The sequence below is a fragment of the Pseudoalteromonas sp. NJ631 genome, from assembly GCF_000276645.1.
In the GTDB taxonomy this organism is placed as follows: domain Bacteria; phylum Pseudomonadota; class Gammaproteobacteria; order Enterobacterales; family Alteromonadaceae; genus Pseudoalteromonas; species Pseudoalteromonas piscicida.
Genome location: NZ_AKXJ01000004.1, coordinates 69,183 through 89,198, shown reverse-complemented (window position 1 = coordinate 89,198; position 20,016 = coordinate 69,183). Strand labels below are relative to the sequence as shown.

Genomic DNA, 20,016 nt, shown 5'->3' with positions numbered 1-20,016 from the left:
ATCAGTCGTTGCGCCTGCCGTTACAAGCCCAGCGGTTAACAATCAAACCCAGTCAATCGCTGAGCTTACTTTGGTTACGAGCATCTGCTGCTTTATCGCAGTTGCTCGTAGGTCAAATTCATCTCCTTGCTCCAAGGATACTGCCTCATTGCATTGCTTGGCATAACGCCAAACCTCTAGAGCAAACGACTCGTGCCATAGGTCCAGTCGGTACTGTTCAATGTCTTTAAGCAGCTGCTCAAACATTGGATAAGCAAGATCAGCGCGTTCACTGCGCATCAATAAACGAGCTTGATATAATCTTTGCTTCGCAAAATCGAACTTGTCTTGTGCAAACCCTTCCATTTGCAGCAGTGCTTGCGAAAGCTTATTTTGATCAACAAGCGCCTGCGCTTCTTTAAATTTATCTAACCAAATCTTCTGATTGCCATCAGTGCTTGCACCTTCACCTTGGCTTAGTAATTTATGTTCGCCAATTCGCTCGCGATTTGCTGCTGAGCAAAACTCACTTCCATCTTCATATTTAAGACTGAGCAGTGTTGGGTATTGATCAGCGATTGCGGCGAGTTCTAAATCGATCCACTGTGCTTCTTTAAATAACTTGAGCCCTTCGAGTGCAGCGATGGTTAGCCTTTGTAAATTAAGGTTAAAATGCATCGCCCCTTCCATGAATAAGGCTTCTGCCTTTTCTAACGCCTGAGCAAAGTTCTGTGCAGCCAAGGCGTTTTCAATAGGCACAAATGCCGCTTGCCTTGGGGCTGGTAAGCGCGTTTTCAGCTCACCATCATGTGGTGGTAATGCAAGCGCCCCCCACCTCACTGCACGTGCCAAGCGAATAGCTCGCATCCAATTTTGGCTTTCTTTGTCATACGCCAATAGTTTGCGAACTTGCTCTGTATAAGCCGAGTCTGACTGCGGTGCTTCCACGGCAAGAGCAAGTGTGGAAACTGGCTTTGAAGCAACAGCCGTAGGCTGTGAAGTCGCCGCTACAGATTGCTGTACTTGGGGCTGCTCTGCTGTGACCACCTCATGCTTTTCGACCGGCTCTTGTGCCGTCGCAACAGCTTGTACAGGAACTGGTTGCGAAACCAGACCTTGCTCACACCAGTGTTTTAAATCAGCGAGCGGACCTGAGTCTGCATCAAGTATCGCCACGGATTCTGTTGCATACTGTTCAAGTACACGCTTTAATTCTGGCCACTGCTCCGGCATTGTCGCGCTGTGCGCTGTAGCAACACCAAGTAAGCGCTGTTGTTGTTGTAAGAACCAAGTATGAACCGATGCTCTCGCACGTTCTTTCACAGGGTGGATCTGCGCCTGATACTGTTGCAAAAGCTGATTAAACAAATCTAACGAGTGGGTCAAACCTTCGAGCCCAAACTCATTGGTAGCGGCCAACGCTAGATACGACGCAATGCGAATATCTTTGGTCTGTTTTTCTAATAGCTCTGATGCCAAAATAAAGTTAGCTTTGAAGTCTGGCTCAGCAACACCTGACGAAGAGGCTTTTAGTAATTTAAATGACTCTTCGTATTTTAAATCGTCACCGCATGGCATGCCGTCTAGAGGCATTAATAACTTTTCACGCCACTGCTGCCAGCTCTGGTACTTATGTGGTTGACTCATAACTTACTCCAACTTCTTAGCGCATCGAAAACACTCATATTTGATGCTTTTGCCAATTCATACATATGCGGTGTCACAGGATGTTGTGGCAAAGTTCCTGTTAGATTAATGGTTGTCGACAAGCTATTGTGCTCAAGCCAAACTGACGCAAAATACGAAGCAGGCATAGGTCTGCAATACACCACCAGCGAGGCTTTCTGGCTCAATTGACCATAGTTATAAAAGCACCAAGGCTGCCAGTGATGATCGGCCACCATATTGGTAATTAGATGCAGCCAAAATGCACCTAACAACTGGGTATCTTCACCCACTTGTGGCATAGGTAACTTCAACCCGAACTGACAACGCAAGCAGCCTTGGGTTTTGATCATTTTGAGCGCCGACATCACTTGGCTGATTAATTGTGCTCGCTGGTCAAGATCTTCTAGTTCAAGCGCATCCCATACACGCTGTATCGGTGAAGCCCGTAGTGAAGACATTGCCTTATCGAAATCAATCGGTTGCGAAACCAATTCACTTACCTGCTTGAGCTCCTGTGCGCTATGGCGCATTTGCTCAACACTACTGCAATTTCTGATCAGCTCATGGTTCAAACTTAATGATTTAAACGCACTACCACATTCGCTAAATAAAAATGCAGGGTTTTGTTTGTAGTCCGCATTACTCGATAATACGAACGAGCAAAATGGGTATTGTCTTCCGCTTTTATCTTCGCTTGGCTGTAATGTGCCTAATAAACAGTTTTCGTCCTGACCTGAGGCGATAAAAAATAGCGTTGACTGCTCTTTTTGAGAAGATGCATCTTTTATCAACGCCTGTCGGCTCATGTCTGCGTAACCTTCTTGAAGCCAGCGTTCAAGCGCTATCGCTTCTCTTGAGTCAACGTTAAACTTAATAAAGTCCGCTTGAATTGGGTTCTTACCCATAAATCCAAATGGCTGAGTCGTTGGTACCTTGGCGACTTTCTTATTATTAAAAAAACCGAACATGCCAGTGTTACCTCAACGCCAAGTTTTCATTGGAAGCCACACTCACTTTGGTATCAAACAAAGACTCAGGCAGTGCAAATGACGTCATAAAATATTTGCTGAATATGCCACTGTTTCTGCTCGACTTAAGTGCAACTTGAACTTGGATTGGTTCAACACTAGCCTCTGCTTCTCTTTGTAATTGCCACGTTGCCATAAATTCAGTACCACGAACCCACTGTACATTCGCTTCATTCAATACTTTTAGGAATGCCCAAGGCCCTGACTTTTCGATTTCAATTCTTCGGCCTTCACTGTCTAAACCATATACCACTGCTTTTTCAGTGCCCGCTCTTGCAGGCCAGTTAAAACGACGCCACTCTTCAGGTTCGTTTCTATAGCGGTAATTTTGGTCACTAAAGCCGATATAAGTTTCTTTTAATCCCTTTTGTGCCACAGGCATCATTTGGAAGCTAATCCCTACTTCAGAACCATCTCTAGGAAATAGCGAACGCGTAACCTTTCTCGCCTTAGTTAGCTTGTTTAGTACCCCAGGCTTAAAGCCGATGCCAATACCATTCCACGTTTTCTCCACCCACTCACCACGTTTTAAACGAAGGTAAGGAGATAGGTTTTCAGCCATAAATTGCCAAAACACACCTGACTCTTGGTTTAGCAGTTCGCTAATATCTTCAACCGCTGCATCTGGGCCGTCGATATTAAACGGATATTTGCCACGGATATTTTCTTTGTATGTTAAGAATACTTGATTAGACCAACGCTCATTAAGCTGTACTTTCGCTTCGTTCATTACCGTTTGTACACTCGCTAAAAGTGGTGCTTTTAGTAGTTTTTCAAGTGCTTGCTTAGTATCTGGGTCAAGCGCTCTTACTTGGCTTTCTACCACCACCCATGCACTTTGCAGCGCATGGTTTTTGCTATCACCGTTTAACAACGTTTGAGTAAATGACATCGCCATATAGTCATCATTGTTACTCGCCGCGATCGTTTTGATGTCTGAATGAAATGCACTCAAAGCACCGAGATATTGCTCTAGGTAATCAGAGCGAGCGTTCTCTTCTCCTTTTGCCGTATAGCGACGAAGATCTGCAAAGCGGCTCGACAGTTCAGGTACACGCTTTCTCGCAGCAGCTTCTATCTTTGCACCTTTAACCTTGCTGTTTTTAGACTTTGCAAGTAATGCATTTGCCTGCTCGGTCAACTTTTCTGTTTCTACCGTTTTGTTTGGCGAATCAATTAGATTCACGTTGTCGTCGATTGACGCCATTAAATCGACCAATGGACCTTCTGGTGACGACAGCTGCGCCAGCGTTAAACTTGCCGCGTTGCTCGTATTAAATGGGCTTATTTCTACTGAATTTAAAAACTCAAACCACACATTGGCATAGTCTCTGAAATACAGCGCACGGATAGATTTAACTAAAGCGCTCGCTTTTGCTTCATCAACAGAACCTTGGCTTTCTGCGTTGTCTGTGCCCATCACCCAGTCGCCAGAGAATGCTTTGCTCGCGATGACCTTGATGGCGTCGTACACTTCGTTTTCCCATGCTTCTTTGGTGTAAACGTATGGAATGCTAATCTTGGACTGCAAAAAGGTTTTGTTGTTTTGCTGCATCATTTGATCAAGCGTTAGTGCGGCTTTTGATACCGTTACTTTTGCTTTGATCTGCTCATATAACGCGGTCGGTTCTGGTGCACTCATTAAGTCTGAACGAGCCTGACTCACCAAGAAATCATTATTCTGCCAAATCGCAAGCTGCTGCGGTGCAGGCTCAACTGCTAATTGGGCTAAGTAAAAATCAATCAGTCCTGACAGTTGCTCTGTTAATGCTTGTGTGTCTTCATTTAGCGTTAGCTCTAAGCGATCCGCCGTGTAGTCCAGTAGCTCAGACTTCGCATAGTCTTTATTTAAACGTTCAAACTCGTTACTCATCATGAGTTGCAGCTTAAGTGCTTGATAGTACTTATCACGTAGCTTTGGCTCGATACGTTTAGCGACCTGTTCTTCTGTACTTAGTAGTGCAATCCAGTTTTGGTGGCTTTCAAAAAGCGCTTGTTGCACAAGCTCCGAACTTGGTTCACCAATGAGCGCTTGTACACGTTGACGTAATACCTGCTCTATTGGCTTTATGGTGTTGTCTGCACTGTAAACACCAAGTAAGAAATACCAAGGCAGCTTTTTCTCATAACCGATTAGCTCTTGATAGTGTGCAAAAAGAGACAAAGTTGAGTTAAATTGCTCGGCCAACGGCTGGTTTTCTACACGTGTATTAACCACAGCAGTCGTTAACTTATCACTGGTTGTTAAAAGCTGCTGATTGTGGGTATAAGAGTTAACCAACAAGCCCGCAAGAGCAAATACCGACGTCACACACAAGCATACTGCAAAGCCTTTGAGCCATTTTTGTACGCGGCGCTTTTTCCGGTTACCCCGAGTGAGGTCTTGCAATTTAAACAACACATCTTTGAATACTTGGTTGATAAAGAACGCGGAGGTAATGCTTTCTTGGCGATACTCAAACAATACTGACCTAAACGTAGATAGTTTGCTCGTTGCGCTACGCTCGATAGGCGTACCTTCTTGCGTACCAGAGGTAAAATACACACCAGCAAACCACGGTACTTCCTGGTACGGGTTTTCTTTAAATAATGTGTCAATAAACTCTTCAACTTTGGCAGACGCCGCTTTGAACTGATTGGGAAAATCATAAATCAGTTGTTTACGTTGCGCGTTACGCTCACGCGTCATTTTAACTAGGCGCTGATCACACAGTCGCTCATATAGGCCAGTTAGATGTTTTGAAAAGTTCTCGCTCGCCACTTCACCGGTATTGGTGCCATCTTCCTCAAGTAAATACGCACCCCAGGGTTGCTTACGCTCATCTTCACTTAATTCATTAAAGAAAGGCTCAAAGCCGCTGATCAAATCACATTTGGTAAACACCACGTATACTGGAAAGATAAGTCCAAGTTGGTTAATTAACTCATCAATACGAGCGCGGATCTGTTTAACATGGTCGCGGATCTGTTCGCTGTCTGAAGTCAAGATGTCGGCAACACTAATCGCAACCATCACCCCATTGATTGGCTGTTTAGAGCGGTATTTACGTAACAGCTTTAAGAATGACAACCATTGATCATTATCTGACTCTTCAGTGGTATAACGACCTGCAGTATCAATCAAAACAGCTTGATCTGAAAACCACCAGTCACAATTACGTGTGCCACCAAAACCTTGAATATGCAGTTGATTAGATTTTGAATAAGGGAAATGCAGCCCAGAGTTTGCAAATAACGTACTTTTACCCGCAGCCGACGGACCAATGATCATATACCAAGGCAATGCATACAACGCAGCATTACCACGATAGCCAGCACCTAAATGAGAAGCTTTTAATGCAGACAGCGCTTCTTCCATCTTGGCTTTGATTTCTTCGACTTCGGCTTCTGTCCCCGCATGATTATTGGCAATTTCTTTCGCTAACTTGTCACCAGAGCGCTTCACCCACAACCATCGAACTAATAAAGTAAGACAAAACAGACCAAATACCGCACCCATCACCATTAAACGATGATTTTGATCTTCAAGGCCAATAAACCGACCAGCAAACCAAATTAGCGTCAAAATTGCGAATATGCCGACCCAATGAGCCGTCGCACGAGATGACAAAAATCCTAAGACTAGATGCACTAGTCCACTACGATTTACTCCTGACATGATGTTACCTCGCTTTCCCTGTTTTCTCTAACTGCGTTAGTACTTCAATATGCTTATCAATTTGCACGACTTGCTGGTTCGCACGATTCTCAATGAAATACGTTGAACCAACATACATACTGGCTAGTAAAGCAAGCGTTACCGATAAAATAACCCAATAAGGTAGGTTTCTTCCTACTTTAGTGACCATACTTTCTTGCGGTTTTGCATTATCAGAAAGCTGTAATTTTGCAGGTCCAGCAAGCTCTTCTAATTGCGCTCTAACATCCAACATCAACGCTTTGAGTTGCTCTACCCCTTTGATCTTATAGATCCCCTCGAAACCCAGTTGTAAACATACAAAATAGACTTCCAAAACCGTGCGTTGCTGCGCTGCTGCACGACGGATATTTTCAAGCTTTTCAAAAAAAGCTTCTCCCGCACGCATGTTGCCAAATAATTCTAATTGTAAAGGTCGCGCCATCCACTCCATACTGTACGGCTTCTGTGCCGTCATGATTTGCTCGTCGACCAAAGCGGTTAATGCAAATTTGGCTTCCTGCATTTCCGACGCACTGATCCGTGCGTCATAACAGCTCTTTTCATATTCATCAAAAGCATCCATGACTTTACTGCGTAGACCATCAACTCCTTGATGATCTGCCCCGCCCTGGCGAATTGAAGTAAGCACTTCAAGTACCGGAGAAATGCAGGCGACTAGTTCAGATTTATTTTTCGACGCTTCCATGACCTTTACCTACTAACTATTTACTCGCCACTGAAACCACTTCAAGTTTCACGCCTTGAAGGCTAAATGGCACAAAGATTCTTAACGCTAATTCCTGTACAACTTGTTCCCAAGCAGCACCATGTGGCTCAACTTTAAAATACTCGTATCCACCTTTAACAGACACTCTATTCGGTGGACGCTGGCAATGTGTTAACTTCACCCCACCAAGCGCTGAAGCGATTAATATTTCTAGCTGACTTGGCGCTGCCAGCTTAACCTGCTCTGCAAACAACTCGATCCATTGCGTAGATTCGTTTTCATAGAAAGCCGCAATGTATAGCTCACCCCGTGTCAAGGTACTGCTTTCTATGTCTTTAACCTCAAAGATAGACTGAGAGATTGCACTGAGTACTAGATCAGACGAGCGTGCTGCGCTTATCGAACCAATAAGGGTTTGAATATGAGTTTCGATTAAACCAAAGCTGCGCGTTAAGTCTTGATGGTCATAAACTGGTAACTCAAATTTACTCGCTTCTGGCTCAAAATTGATCAGTTGGCAGATCAGTTTATTTAGTGCCATAAACAGCGCATCAGGACTAGTTTTGGCTGTGGTACTTAACTGCTTAATCTCAGGAAAAACAGAGCTAAAAGTTTGTAATAACAAAAAGTGTTTGAGTTCTGTTGGACCAAAATCTTCCACGATCCCCATACTCGCACGATTGGTAAACATCGCGGTGTACTTAGCTTCAACCATATTGACGAGTTTATTTACACGCTCGGCTAAATAGCCATGGGCTTTGATGTTTAGCAGTGGAGGAATATAACTTGAGTCAATTTCGAACTGCCCATGCTCACCACGTATAACTTTTATACAAGGCAATTGCTCGATAAAACTGTTACTTGCGCTGAACTCAACCAGCATAAGTTTAGGTTTAGCAACCATCACTTCTGCTTTTCGGTTTGGATCATGTGCATCTTGAAGCTCAACAAAATCACAGTCATAAGCACTAAGTTGCCCAGTTTGCGGGTAACCTTGGATATTACTTACTGAATGATTGTTCGCGAGCGCCACACTAATGATGTATTCGCTTTTGTTATCTTCAAGCTCAAACATAGGTGCTTCGTTGTCAGCAAAAACATGATGTATATGACGACCACTTTTGAAGATTGCTGCAATACTTTGCAGTTTGACTACACCTTTGGCTAATGCCGATTCGTCGAATACAATGCGGTCTAAACCATATGCATTGTCTCTAAGACTTTGCTGTACACCAGCTAGTTGAGATTGCTGGTATTGATCGAACAGTTGTAAGTGCTGCTGACTTAGCATTAAACCTTCAGCCCAAACAGGTTTGTATACGTTGTTGTGCTGCATTACTTGTCCTCCTCTACTTCAGGTAAGCGAAGCGAGTTACTTGTAATTTCAATATCTAGAGAAGTAGATAAAGGCACAGGCCAATCATTTAAGTCATAAAATGCGCGCCAGTTACCACCCGTTCTATCTCTAAATAGCGCAACAAAAGCCACGTACTTTGCAGATTCAGCTTGTTCAAACTCGATTTTTATACGATCTGAGGGGTTTACGGTGCGTTCTTCCACCGTAACTAAGGTGTTAGCCAGAATTGATTTATCTGACTTCCAAAGCTGTTCAAATGTAGAATTTTTAAACGCTTGAATATCAGTAAGTTGATATACTTTTAATACCACAGGTAGTGGCTCGTTAAACTGGTTTAAATTTATGTTATCAGTAGCAGTTACGTCTAACTTAACGTAAGTAGACATACAACCAGTCAAAAACAAAACCATTATAAATAAAGCATTCCTAGCCATATCCGCCTCAATTATAAGACATCCAAATTAGATTATTGGAAACAATTAATCTTTTTAATTTCCAGTACAATAGTAAAAATACATTTGATTTAACTATTTAACAAGAAATTACAGAACACAAGTATGCAGTTTGTAACTGAATACTAAGTTAACATTCAAAAATCTTCTTAAAAAATATTTAAGCCATTGTTTTTTTGTAGGTTTTACTTTCTATTAGGCATTCAGAGAGGAAGTCATGAAGCTTAGTGAGCAATTCAGTTTGCATTAAGCTTTCTTACAACTTGTTGAGATAGACACTTCCCTGAAAACAAAAACCACACTAAACACCTGGACTTTTGATGTACATTCTCGAACGGCGCATACGATACACAAACGAATTTTCTAGATCAACCTTAATATCAAATTAATATTATCAAGCTATAAAAAACACACTTGCATTCGACTCAATCCATGTAATAACCTCTATTATTATATGAATTTATTTAATAACAGATAATTACATCAAAAAATCATGTTTACACTACATTAACCAATGTTTTGTGGATTGTTGTGAGAGTTTTTAAAGCAACTAAGGTTAAATATCATGCACACAAGGATGACCATTTACGGCATAAGCCAAAGAACTAAGGTCGTTAGTTTTGAACTAAGCACTTGTATAAATGAAGTTTTTGCTTACCATAGCACTTTAGGAGCAGACCCCTATTTTTCTGACAGACTTTTGGCTGGGAATAATGTGACTTTTGAAACAATCAACCCAGTTCAAATAAGCACTTTTTTCAAGGTTCCGCTTTTTGAAATTCGTACGAGGGTGACTTCTGAGCACACTTATTCTTATCAATTCACCTCAAAACCAAGGACTAAACTACGTAAACAAACAGAGAAAAGCCAAGTTTTTGTAAAAACCAATGTACAATCTTTGATCAGCTCCTTTATTTTAAAAGTTAGCTATTCACAAGACCGTATAAAATGGCGAGTTACTAAAGATTTACCCACGCGACCGCGGTGCTTATAAGCGCCAGGAACGACGACTCTTTTTTCACCCGACTCTTGGCAAAGTACAACTTAATTTATTGGCTTGAATGCCATGATTTTATTGGCTCGAGAGTGATTTCGGAGAGTAATTGAGCCGAACAGTTTTATGAAACGTTTCTTTAAAGTGACAGAAAATGAATAAAATAATTTACTCACCTATTAATAAGGAAATACCATGATCACAACGGAACAGTATTTTATTGGTTTTTTGGTTTCTTTGATCAGTTTCATCGTTGCTGTATTGATTAGCAAACAGAGACATAAGCTAGTTCAACCTTGGATAAAAGCCATTGTGTTACTAACATCAGTGCTTTCGTTTTTTATCTGTATGTCTATACTTTCAAGGCTATTTTCCAATGCGGTTATCATAAGTAAAGCCGCGGGTCAGTCGATCATATTTATACTGGTCGGTTTTGGGATCTACAAATTTATAGCACATACAAAAGCCAAAAGTCGCCAGTAAAATCAGAGCAACATTTATCGCTGAACATAACAAGGAGTTGGAATGCGAGAAGAAAACCGACAAGTCCCACAACAATTGGGCCAGTATCTATACCAACAAATTAAAGAGCCGTGGAGTGAAGCGCGACTCGTATTGGACTACCATGACGACAATATGCCTAGGTGTTCTGCTTTTTACTATGACACCAGCACACCAAAACAAGCACACGTTATACCAGTCAGTGATGAAATTTCAGTCCTTTTTTTAAGCTTGTTCGAAAATGCGACATCAAATCAAGAAGAGAACTGGCAAAAGGCCATTTTCTCAGTAAAGCGCAGTGGTCAGTTTAGTTTAAATTTTGAAACTGCTGATAACGAAGAGCCATAATCACCAAAAGGGGGGAGTTCCCCCTTATCCCAAGATGAAAGCATACTTCGTTAACGACCATCAACCGAAGATAAGCTCTGCCCTGAATTCATCGTCAAAGCTGGCCCGAACACACTTGCCACGTATAGAATCTTTACGGCCTGTGTGCTGTTTTACCAGATTGCGAACAACCCGTCTGAACAGCGCCATGTTTTCCGCGGAAATAGGCTCACTTATCTGATAGGCATCTTCTTTAAACACCACGTCCAACACCCAATGCTGCTGGTTCTCGATGTGCCAATGGTGGCGGATGGCCTTTTGTAACATCTGTGCATCTGGCTCAACAGAAGTAACATAAAAGTGCGTGTCTATTTTTGTTATCGACTCGGATTTTTTTGTCTTTCAACCGCGACCAGCGAAGTGATCCCAGGCCATTTTTCTTTTATCTCATCAGGCAGGTTGTTGGCCTTCAGAACATAAGTGATGCTTGTTTCCTAATGTCCATGACCACCGCTGACTTGTACATCTTCAAGCAAACTACTCTCTTCTGCAAAGGCTGTTTCAAAACATGAAGTGACTGCTTTATAAAGTGTTCTCTGATTTGCTTTAACCTGAACCAGATAGTCAGCCCCTCTTGAAATAAGTGTTGATAGTGTCGCTTTCTGACAATGTAGCGCATCTAGTGTGACGATTGCATCTGAAACATCAAGCACATCTAACAAGGCTCTGACTGCCGGTATTTCATTGGATTTATTGTGGACTGTACGCTGATATGAAGTTAAACCAGACTCGCAATCAAAAGCCGATACTAGGTGTAAGTTGTGTTCACACTTTTTACTTGCACCGCGTAGGGTTTTGCCATCAAACGTAATAATTGGCTTACCAGATTGAGAGCGCTGCTCGTTGACCCAGCTGAACAAGGCCAAAACCAATGAATCAGTCTCCACTGTTTTAAGAATTCGTGCAATGCTATGTCGCGTTGGGATACCGTGTTTAAAGGCTCTGAACTGTCTGAGCCAAGGGAGTTTACTGTGCCCGAACACTTCAATATCTTTCCAGCCCTCACAACCGGATAGAAACGCCGAGATGATAAGAAAAAACATTCGTAAGATCATGATGTTGATTGGTAGAAGAACGCTTATCTTCAACAAGTTCAAGGTGGCTAAATAACGACATAATTAACAAGTAGATAGTGACAATGTAGGTGTTATTAGATCAGAAAGAAGCGGGGGTTAAAGCCTTTTTACAAAGTGCGATCCCACCATGATGAGCAAACTGAGATCAGTCGGGGGGTTGATTTTATTGCCAATGGAAATTATAAGCTTAGAGAGAGTACGCTTACGCTTAAGGTTGGTGCAACCGACAATTCAAAGTTAGAAAAGTTTAGCTTTGTTGCTAGTGACGATCCTAACTATACTTTTATGGGAGAGTGGTATATAAATAACAAAACCAAAGTATATGCCCAATACTATGGTAAAGATTATTACTATGCGTTTAGTTGTGACTTAAGGCTCAGTCAATAGCAGACATGACCAACGCATCTTATGCGTTGGTCATTAAAAAATGTAAATTTATACGTTTAAAGTGAAGCTATACTTTGGTTAATTGCTTCTAGAGCTGCCGCTGGGTTTTCAGCTTTAGTGATCGGACGCCCTATCACTAGATAATCACTACCCGCTTTCACTGCTTTTTCAGGTGTCATAATACGTTTTTGATCGCCAGCATCAGCACCTGCTGGTCGAATACCTGGTGTCACAAGCTTAAACTCTTCACCGAGTTGAGCTTTTAAAAGTTCGGCTTCTTGTGCAGAACAAACCACACCATCTAGGCCTGATTCTTTTGCTAATTTTGCTAGATATAGCACTTGCTCTTGAGGTGTCTTTTCAATTCCAAGCTTTAATAACTGTCCTTGATCCATACTCGTTAGCACGGTCACAGCAATAAGTAACGGCGCTTTATCCCCATAAGCTACCAACGCTTCTTTTGCTTTTGACATCATTTCGTGACCGCCACTGGCGTGAACATTTACCATCCACACACCAAGCTCAGCTGCAGCAGTTACTGCTTTTGCGACTGTGTTTGGAATATCATGAAATTTAAGGTCTAAGAATACATCAAAATTCATATCTACCAGTTTTTTTACAAACTGAGGGCCAAAATAGGTAAACATCTCTTTACCTACTTTCAATCGGCATTCGTCAGGTGAAAGCTGAGAAACAAATGATAATGCAGCTTCTTCATTATCATAATCAAGCGCAATCAAAACCTTTTTTAAATCTTGTGTCGACATAGTTACCCTATTTGGCCAAATTAAAAACTTAAAAACCGTCTAACCCACGGCTTGGAGCAAGTGACTCCCAATGTTTGCAGGAGGGACATAACCAATACATCGTATGACTTGTAAACCCACAATGACCACATTGATAGTTTGGCTTAGTTGCAATATAAGACTTCACCAATTTATCTATTTCTTGTAGTACGTGATCTATTTTAGCATCTTTGCCGCTAATGAGTTGCAGCAAATAACTAAAGCCCCTAATTGATGGTTCACGCTTTAAACTATCAGTTAGAAACTCTATTGCCTCAGAAATATGACCTTTTTGGACCAACCCTTGGCAAAACTTAATTCTGATCAGCACGCCTCCTTTTTCTAATAACTCTGAGACTAGCTCAAAGAATTGATCGTGAATATTTAATTTAACATAACAGGATTCGAGCTCTTCAATTACTAGTGGTGCCATAAATACAAATTGGCTCACGAGCTTTCGCCAATAATATATACACTTCACGTAATCATCATGTTTGTATGCATCTTTGCCCATTTCGTATAAGGGTCTTACTGTTTCATGCGCGAGCGCTGTCGCTTTTTCGAATAGGCTTGGATTCTTTTCTTGATTTGCAGCTTCACAATAGAAGTTTGCAATAGTGGCGCAATGGGACGACTTTTTGAAAAGCTCAGGATGCGCTTCATACATATGAACGCCTTTTCGCCAATCTCTAGTTTGAGAGTATAGGTTTAAAATTGGATCGAGTGCATCCTTAAACCCAAGCTTTACAAGAATGACTAAGTGTTCTTCAGCACTATCCAACAGACCCGCTAAGACGTAATCTTGAGCTAGCTCTAGACGACAGGACTTCACCACTTCTTCATCTAGATTAGGTTGTTTAAGTAATAGCTCATGAATTTTTATCGCTCTATCTAACTCTCCCCGCTTTCTAAAAAGCGATGCGAGTGTTAAATAATGATCAACGGAGTCTGCTGAGACTTCAAGTAATTTGGTGAGGTGTTCAAGACCCTGATCTTCTTCCCTATCTAGTAGGAATTTTAGGCCTTTACTGTATTCAGAAGTAATTTGTCTACTTTGCTCTAGGGCTTGATTCTTTGCACTATTTTTACCCATAACATAACCGTAAGCGGCGGCTACAGGTAGTAATAAAAACAGCAGCTCGATCATAACTAGCGTTCGGCTGCTTGACTAAGCTTACTATTACTTTTTTTTAGGCGATGATTTTGCCATTTAAGCTTAGATAAAACCGACGCAGTTACAAGTAAACCAATAATTATCCCAAGAGCTAAGCAAATACTCATTAAGGTTGCGAGTGGTAACTCTGCACTTGCAATTACAAAATTGACATTAACAACTTGTGGATTTTGTGTTCCAACTAAAAATGCAATCAGTATGGCAACAACAGCTAATCCCTTTTTCAATACTGCAACCAAGTTTAGCTCCGTTAGACTTAATTATTTAAGCTTTCGTTTACTCTATCGCGCAGCTCTTTGCCTGGCTTAAAGTGTGGTACGTATTTACCATCCAATTCTACAGTTTCGCCCGTCTTAGGATTACGACCAGTGCGAGGTGAACGGAAGTGAAGCGAGAAACTACCAAAACCACGGATTTCGATACGTTCCGAGTCTGATAATGAGCCAGCCATTTGTTCAAGGATTTCTTTTACCGCATTCTCTACATCTTTAACAGGAACGTGAGCGTGCTGCAGTGCAAGTTGTTCTATCAATTCAGACTTTGTCATAATGTTTCCTTTAGTGTAAAAGGAAGGGCTAAGCGCCCTTCCTAGTTTAAAGACTGATTAATTAGTCTTTTTGAGCATTTTTGAAAGCTGCAGCCATTGCGTTTTCGAACGCTGGCTCATCTTTCTTAAGCTTCTCTAGTACTTCTTTTTCTTCAGCTTCGTAGATAGCTTTAACCGATAGGCTGATAGTACGGTTCTTACGATCAACACCTACAAATTTAGCTTCGATTTCGTCGCCTTCAGAAACAGCAGCAGTCGCGTCTTCAACACGCTCTTGCGCGATGTCAGCTACACGGATGTAACCTTCAACGCCTTCGATTAGCTCAACAGTTGCGCCTTTAGCATCAACTTCAGTCACTTTACCTTTAACAATAGCACCTTTTTTGTTGGCGTCTAGGTAGTTAGTGAATGGATCAGCGTCGATTTGCTTAACGCCTAGAGAGATACGCTCACGCTCTGGGTCAACTTGTAGAACGATAGCTGTGATTTCGTCACCTTTCTTGTACTCACGTACAGCTTCTTCGCCTGGAGTGTTCCAAGAGATGTCAGATAGGTGTACAAGACCGTCGATACCGCCGTCAAGACCGATGAAGATACCAAAGTCAGTGATAGACTTGATCTTACCAGAAACTTGGTCGCCTTTGTTGTTAAGACGAGCAAATTCTTGCCAAGGGTTAGCTTTACACTGCTTAAGACCTAGAGAAATACGACGACGCTCTTCGTCGATTTCAAGAACCATAACTTCAACAGTATCACCTAGTGAAACTACTTTTGAAGGGTGAATGTTCTTGTTAGTCCAATCCATTTCTGAAACGTGTACTAGACCTTCAACGCCTTCTTCGATTTCAACGAAACAGCCGTAGTCAGTTAGGTTAGTTACACGACCAGTAAGCTTAGCACCTTCTGGGTAACGACCAGCGATAGCAGCCCATGGATCTTCGCCAAGTTGCTTAAGACCTAGAGAAACACGAGTCTTCTCTTTGTCGAACTTAAGTACTTTAACGTTGATTTCGTCACCTACGTTCACGATCTCTGAAGGGTGCTTAACACGCTTCCAAGCCATGTCAGTGATGTGTAGAAGACCGTCAACACCACCTAAGTCTACGAATGCACCGTAGTCTGTAAGGTTCTTAACGATACCCTTAACTTCTTGACCTTCAACAAGGTTTTGAAGAAGCTCTTCACGCTCTTGTGAGTTCTCAGATTCGATAACAGCACGACGTGAAACAACAACGTTGTTGCGCTTCTGGTCTAGCTTGATAACTTTGAACTCTAGCTCTTTACCTTCAAGGTGAGCTGTGTCGCGAACTGGACGTACATCAACAAGTGAACCAGGTAGGAATGCACGGATTGAATCAACTTCAACTGTGAAACCGCCTTTAACTTTACCGTTGATCATACCAACAACAGTTTCGTGCTCTTCACATGCTTTCTCTAGACGGATCCAAGCTTCGTGACGCTTCGCTTTCTCACGAGAAAGGATAGTCTCACCGAAACCGTCTTCGATAGCGTCAAGTGCTACATCTACTTCGTCGCCAACAGCAACTTCTAGTTCACCAGCAGCATTTTTGAATTGCTCTGCAGGGATTGCACTTTCAGATTTAAGGCCAGCGTCAACAAGAACAACGTTGTTCTCGATAGCGATTACTGTACCTTTAACGATTGAGCCTTGCTCAACTTCAAAACCCTGTAGGCTTTCTTCAAATAACTGCGCAAAATTTTCTGACATACTAAATACGTCTCTATAAAGTTAAATTACCAATTAGCAACCATGCTGCATGGGGTTGTTAAATAAACACTAGCTTCCTGCCTGTGTCATTAAAAAATTACTTAGGTAAACAACTTTTTGGAAGTTTACCTGCCACAATGGCGTCTTGAATAAAAGACATAACCTGTTTGAACACTTGCTCAGCATTATGCTCAGTTGTATCAACAACTATCGCATCGCTAGCAGGAACTAATGGGGCAACCTTGCGATTCATATCGCGATCATCGCGAGCTTTAATGTCTTCTAACAGACCACTTAGTGTAACATCATGGCCTTTCTCATTCAACTCAACAAATCGCCTGCGAGCACGTTCTTCTGCACTTGCAGTCAAATAAATTTTAAGTTCAGCATCAGGGAACACCACCGTTCCCATATCACGTCCATCTGCAATTAAGCCAACTTCAGTTCTAAAAGCGCGCTGACGTCGTAATAATGCTTCTCTCACTCGAGGTAGCGCCGCAATTTTTGACGCAGCTGCGCCGACTTCTTCATTGCGAATGGTGTTAGTAACATCTTCACCTTCAAGTACAATTTTGCTTTTTTTAGTTTCTTTATCGATAGAAAATTGTACATCCAAATTGGCAGCGAGTGGGACCAACCCCTCTTCGTTATCAGTTGCAATTTGGTGGTGTAATGCTGCTAACGAAAGCACGCGATAAATCGCACCGCTATCCAACACTTCCCAATTTAATGTTTCAGCTAACAAGCGACAAACAGTTCCTTTGCCTGAACCACTTGGGCCGTCTACGGTGATAACTGGCATAGCTGCCTGCATTTAGACCTCCTAAAAATGCTCACCTGAATTTGACGGCGCATAGTATACGTCAATTTGCTGAATATATCCTTATTTACCTGTCATTTTTTGTTATATCTCAAATTATTAGTGCAGCGAACGGTGCTAAATGCCAGGTGCTGACTGGCTTTGACTGAATAAAATTCAGTCAAATATGTGCGTATTTGACTTTGTAATGATGACTATTTTAGAGAAGATTTTAAGGTGCTGAACATCTTCAGCACCTTGGATGAAATTAATACTGACTAATACTTTCTAACACTGAAAAATAGGTTGGGAAAGTTTTTGCCGTACATTTAGGGTCGTTAATCGTGATAGCTTGACCACCCACTGCCACCATCGAAAAACACATCGCAATGCGATGGTCATTGTATGTGTCTACATCCGTAAAATTAAAATTAGCTGGTGGTGTAACTTCGATAAAGTCGTGCCCTTCTACTACTTCTGCGCCTACTTTTTTAAGTTCAGTCGCCATGGCAGCTAGCCTATCGGTTTCTTTCACGCGCCAATTGTAGATATTACGAATTGCCGTTTTACCTTTTGCGAATAGTGCTACGGTTGCAAGCGTCATCGCCGCATCGGGGATAGCGTTGGCGTCAATGTCCACACCATTTAGCTCACCTTTTCGGACAACGATACGCTCATCGTGCCAATCAATGTTTGCACCGACTTGTTCCATCACTTTGGCAAAGCCGATATCACCTTGCACACTTTGTTTACCCACTCCCTTTATCTCAATTTCACCACCTGCAATTGCAGCCGCTGCGATGAAATAAGAGGCAGACGAGGCATCCCCTTCGACCATAAGTGTTCCAGGAGATTGATACTGCTGGCCTGCTTTTACCACGAAATGTTGATAATCGTGGTTTTCGACATGAACCCCAAAGTGCGCCATCACGCCAATGGTAATATCAATATAAGGCTTTGAAACCAGTTCACCTTTAATCGCAATATTCGTATCGCCACTAAAAAGTGGTGCTGCCATCAATAATGCAGTTAGGAATTGGCTTGAGATACTACCGTCAATCTCAACTTCACCACCAGCAAGTTGCTTACCTGTAATTTTTAACGGCGGGTAGTCTTTGTTTTTGAGATATTGAATATCTGCACCAAGCGTTTGCATGGCATCAACAAGATGGCCAATTGGGCGCTCTTCCATTCGTGGCTCACCAATCAGTTCATAATCACCGGGTATAGCTGCAAGCACTGCAGTTAATGGGCGATATGCTGTACCGGCATTGCCTAAAAATAGCGGCTCAACGGGGGTGTTAAAGTTACCACCATTTCCTTTGACCAGTGCCACTGTATTATCATCTTCTAACGTTACTTCAACGCCTAACTGAGACAATGCGCCTAACATATGGCGGATATCATCGCTATCCAATAAGTTCGTCACTTTTGTCGTGCCTTCACACAACGCTGCAAGCAACAAAATACGATTTGATAAGCTTTTAGAGCCAGGTAACGTGACACTGCCACTGACTTTAGTAATAGGCTTGAGGGTCAATTGTTCCATCAACTGTTCTCCCGTGCGAATTTATCCATAAATGCAACTAACGCTTTGATCCCTTCAATTGGCATGGCGTTGTATATACTAGCTCGCATGCCGCCAACAAAACGGTGGCCTTCAAGTGCAATTAAACCGTTTTGTTCTGCCTCTGCCAAGAATTTAGCATTTAGGCTATCATCATTTAACCAAAATGGTACGTTCATCAATGAGCGACAATGTTTTGCAACTTTGTTTGAATAGAAGTCAGAGTCGTCAATATAATCGTATAAAATGGCTGCTTTTTCTTGATTGTGCGCTTCCATGGCTTTAACACCACCAATGCTTTCAAGATACTTGAATACCTCAAACGCAAGATACCATGCAAATGTCGGTGGTGTGTTGTACATGCTTTGCTGATCAGCCTCAATGGCGTAATCAAGGATAGCAGGTCTTGGCAGCCCTTCACGCTTCAATAACGTCTTACGTACAATGGCGATACTGAGCCCTGAAGGACCGATATTTTTTTGTGCGCCAGCATAGATCAAATCAAAGTCATCGACGTTAATTTCACGAGATAAAATATTGGAAGACATGTCCGCTACAATTGGTGCAGTTGCATGCTTTGGAACGTCAAATATTTCGATACCGTCGATGGTTTCGTTTGGACAATAGTGAATAAATGAAGCGTTTTCTGGTAACTTCCACTCGGAAACACGTAAAATGTCGAATTGACCATTTTCGTCAGAACGAATATTAATCGCATGCGTTTGCGTGAATTTTTCACCTTCTTTCGTCGCACCGGTAGACCAGATCCCGTTCTCGATATATACGCCAGGTACACCATCTACATGTAGGTTTAGCGGTACAGCAGCAAAGTGACCTCGACCACCACCATGCATAAACAGAACTTCAAATTCATCAGAGATGTTCATCAAACGACGTAAGCTTGCTTCACATTGCTTTGCCATTTCGAGATACGGTGCCGAACGATGGCTCACTTCCATCACTGAAACACCTAGATTTTGCCAATCTAGAAATTCTTTTTGCGCTTTTTTCATAACTTCAACAGGTAACATCGCAGGACCCGCGCAAAAATTATAAACCGTCATATTTTTCCTCATTCCAAATAATCTAGATCATCCAAAGAATAGCGTTATTCTCATGACTTTTTGGATGAACAGTGGGCTGCCCGACTAAAACATCGGATTGTTGGTAGCCTTAATTT

Annotated in this window: 19 protein-coding genes; 3 read left to right on the top strand and 16 right to left on the bottom strand. The window is 42.1% G+C overall.

Going from position 1 to position 20,016, the window contains the following annotated elements; all coding sequences use genetic code 11:
* Window positions 1-42 precede the first annotated feature (42 nt).
* The 6 genes from A587_RS0109160 to tssJ are packed head-to-tail and all read right to left on the bottom strand — an operon-like array spanning window position 43 to window position 8,848.
* The gene (locus tag A587_RS0109160) at window positions 43-1,626 is read right to left on the bottom strand and encodes a TssA family type VI secretion system protein (RefSeq protein WP_017217330.1); all 1,584 of its coding nucleotides are present in this window, start codon (window positions 1,624-1,626) and stop codon (window positions 43-45) included.
* The gene (gene tagF, locus A587_RS0109155) at window positions 1,623-2,615 is read right to left on the bottom strand and encodes a type VI secretion system-associated protein TagF (protein ID WP_017217329.1); all 993 of its coding nucleotides are present in this window, start codon (window positions 2,613-2,615) and stop codon (window positions 1,623-1,625) included. The genes A587_RS0109160 and tagF overlap by 4 nt, the downstream gene beginning before the upstream one ends.
* A gap of 7 nt (window positions 2,616-2,622) precedes the next feature.
* Window positions 2,623-6,333, bottom strand: a complete 3,711-nt coding sequence (tssM, locus tag A587_RS0109150) for a type VI secretion system membrane subunit TssM (RefSeq protein ID WP_017217328.1) — start codon at window positions 6,331-6,333, stop codon at window positions 2,623-2,625.
* A 4-nt stretch (window positions 6,334-6,337) separates the two neighbouring features.
* On the bottom strand, window positions 6,338-7,060 hold the full coding sequence (gene icmH, locus A587_RS0109145; RefSeq protein WP_010377048.1) for a type IVB secretion system protein IcmH/DotU: 723 nt from the start codon (window positions 7,058-7,060) through the stop codon (window positions 6,338-6,340).
* Window positions 7,061-7,076: 16 nt separating this feature from the next.
* Window positions 7,077-8,417 carry a type VI secretion system baseplate subunit TssK gene (tssK, locus tag A587_RS0109140; protein ID WP_017217327.1) on the bottom strand — a complete coding sequence of 447 codons (1,341 nt, stop codon included), beginning with the start codon at window positions 8,415-8,417 and terminating at the stop codon, window positions 7,077-7,079.
* Window positions 8,417-8,848, bottom strand: coding sequence for a type VI secretion system lipoprotein TssJ (tssJ, locus tag A587_RS0109135; protein ID WP_010377046.1), 432 nt, complete (start codon window positions 8,846-8,848; stop codon window positions 8,417-8,419). Before tssJ ends, tssK begins: the two co-directional genes overlap by 1 nt.
* Before the next feature lie 1,231 nt (window positions 8,849-10,079).
* On the opposite strand from tssJ, the gene A587_RS0109125 reads away from it, so the two are divergent.
* Both A587_RS0109125 and A587_RS0109120 read left to right on the top strand, forming a co-directional pair.
* Window positions 10,080-10,367, top strand: coding sequence for a hypothetical protein (locus tag A587_RS0109125; RefSeq protein ID WP_017217325.1), 288 nt, complete (start codon window positions 10,080-10,082; stop codon window positions 10,365-10,367).
* Window positions 10,368-10,409: 42 nt separating this feature from the next.
* Window positions 10,410-10,733, top strand: coding sequence for a hypothetical protein (locus tag A587_RS0109120; protein ID WP_017217324.1), 324 nt, complete (start codon window positions 10,410-10,412; stop codon window positions 10,731-10,733).
* A 60-nt stretch (window positions 10,734-10,793) separates the two neighbouring features.
* Here the strand turns inward: A587_RS0109120 and A587_RS25405 are convergent, their stop codons facing one another.
* Both A587_RS25405 and A587_RS25400 read right to left on the bottom strand, forming a co-directional pair.
* Entirely contained in the window at window positions 10,794-11,093 is a 300-nt protein-coding gene (locus A587_RS25405) for an ISAs1 family transposase (RefSeq protein ID WP_321527296.1), read from the bottom strand.
* Between the two features lie 113 nt (window positions 11,094-11,206).
* On the bottom strand, window positions 11,207-11,815 hold the full coding sequence (locus A587_RS25400) for an ISAs1 family transposase (protein ID WP_026000939.1): 609 nt from the start codon (window positions 11,813-11,815) through the stop codon (window positions 11,207-11,209).
* A gap of 147 nt (window positions 11,816-11,962) precedes the next feature.
* On the opposite strand from A587_RS25400, the gene A587_RS0109105 reads away from it, so the two are divergent.
* On the top strand, window positions 11,963-12,235 hold the full coding sequence (locus A587_RS0109105) for a hypothetical protein (protein ID WP_017217323.1): 273 nt from the start codon (window positions 11,963-11,965) through the stop codon (window positions 12,233-12,235).
* A 56-nt stretch (window positions 12,236-12,291) separates the two neighbouring features.
* Here the strand turns inward: A587_RS0109105 and pyrF are convergent, their stop codons facing one another.
* From pyrF to serC, 8 genes are all read right to left on the bottom strand, one after another.
* On the bottom strand, window positions 12,292-13,002 hold the full coding sequence (gene pyrF / locus A587_RS0109100; RefSeq protein WP_010377038.1) for an orotidine-5'-phosphate decarboxylase: 711 nt from the start codon (window positions 13,000-13,002) through the stop codon (window positions 12,292-12,294).
* Between the two features lie 28 nt (window positions 13,003-13,030).
* Entirely contained in the window at window positions 13,031-14,167 is a 1,137-nt protein-coding gene (locus tag A587_RS0109095; RefSeq protein WP_017217322.1) for a lipopolysaccharide assembly protein LapB, read from the bottom strand.
* A gap of 2 nt (window positions 14,168-14,169) precedes the next feature.
* Entirely contained in the window at window positions 14,170-14,433 is a 264-nt protein-coding gene (locus A587_RS0109090; protein WP_010377035.1) for a lipopolysaccharide assembly protein LapA domain-containing protein, read from the bottom strand.
* 17 nt (window positions 14,434-14,450) lie between these two features.
* Window positions 14,451-14,741, bottom strand: coding sequence for an integration host factor subunit beta (gene ihfB, locus A587_RS0109085; protein ID WP_010377033.1), 291 nt, complete (start codon window positions 14,739-14,741; stop codon window positions 14,451-14,453).
* Between the two features lie 61 nt (window positions 14,742-14,802).
* Complete coding sequence (gene rpsA / locus A587_RS0109080; protein ID WP_017217321.1) at window positions 14,803-16,470, bottom strand: 30S ribosomal protein S1; 1,668 nt, start codon at window positions 16,468-16,470, stop codon at window positions 14,803-14,805.
* Between the two features lie 97 nt (window positions 16,471-16,567).
* On the bottom strand, window positions 16,568-17,284 hold the full coding sequence (gene cmk / locus A587_RS0109075; protein WP_017217320.1) for a (d)CMP kinase: 717 nt from the start codon (window positions 17,282-17,284) through the stop codon (window positions 16,568-16,570).
* Between the two features lie 253 nt (window positions 17,285-17,537).
* Complete coding sequence (aroA, locus tag A587_RS0109070; RefSeq protein ID WP_010377028.1) at window positions 17,538-18,818, bottom strand: 3-phosphoshikimate 1-carboxyvinyltransferase; 1,281 nt, start codon at window positions 18,816-18,818, stop codon at window positions 17,538-17,540.
* Complete coding sequence (gene serC, locus A587_RS0109065; RefSeq protein ID WP_017217319.1) at window positions 18,818-19,900, bottom strand: 3-phosphoserine/phosphohydroxythreonine transaminase; 1,083 nt, start codon at window positions 19,898-19,900, stop codon at window positions 18,818-18,820. Before serC ends, aroA begins: the two co-directional genes overlap by 1 nt.
* Window positions 19,901-20,016 lie beyond the last annotated feature (116 nt).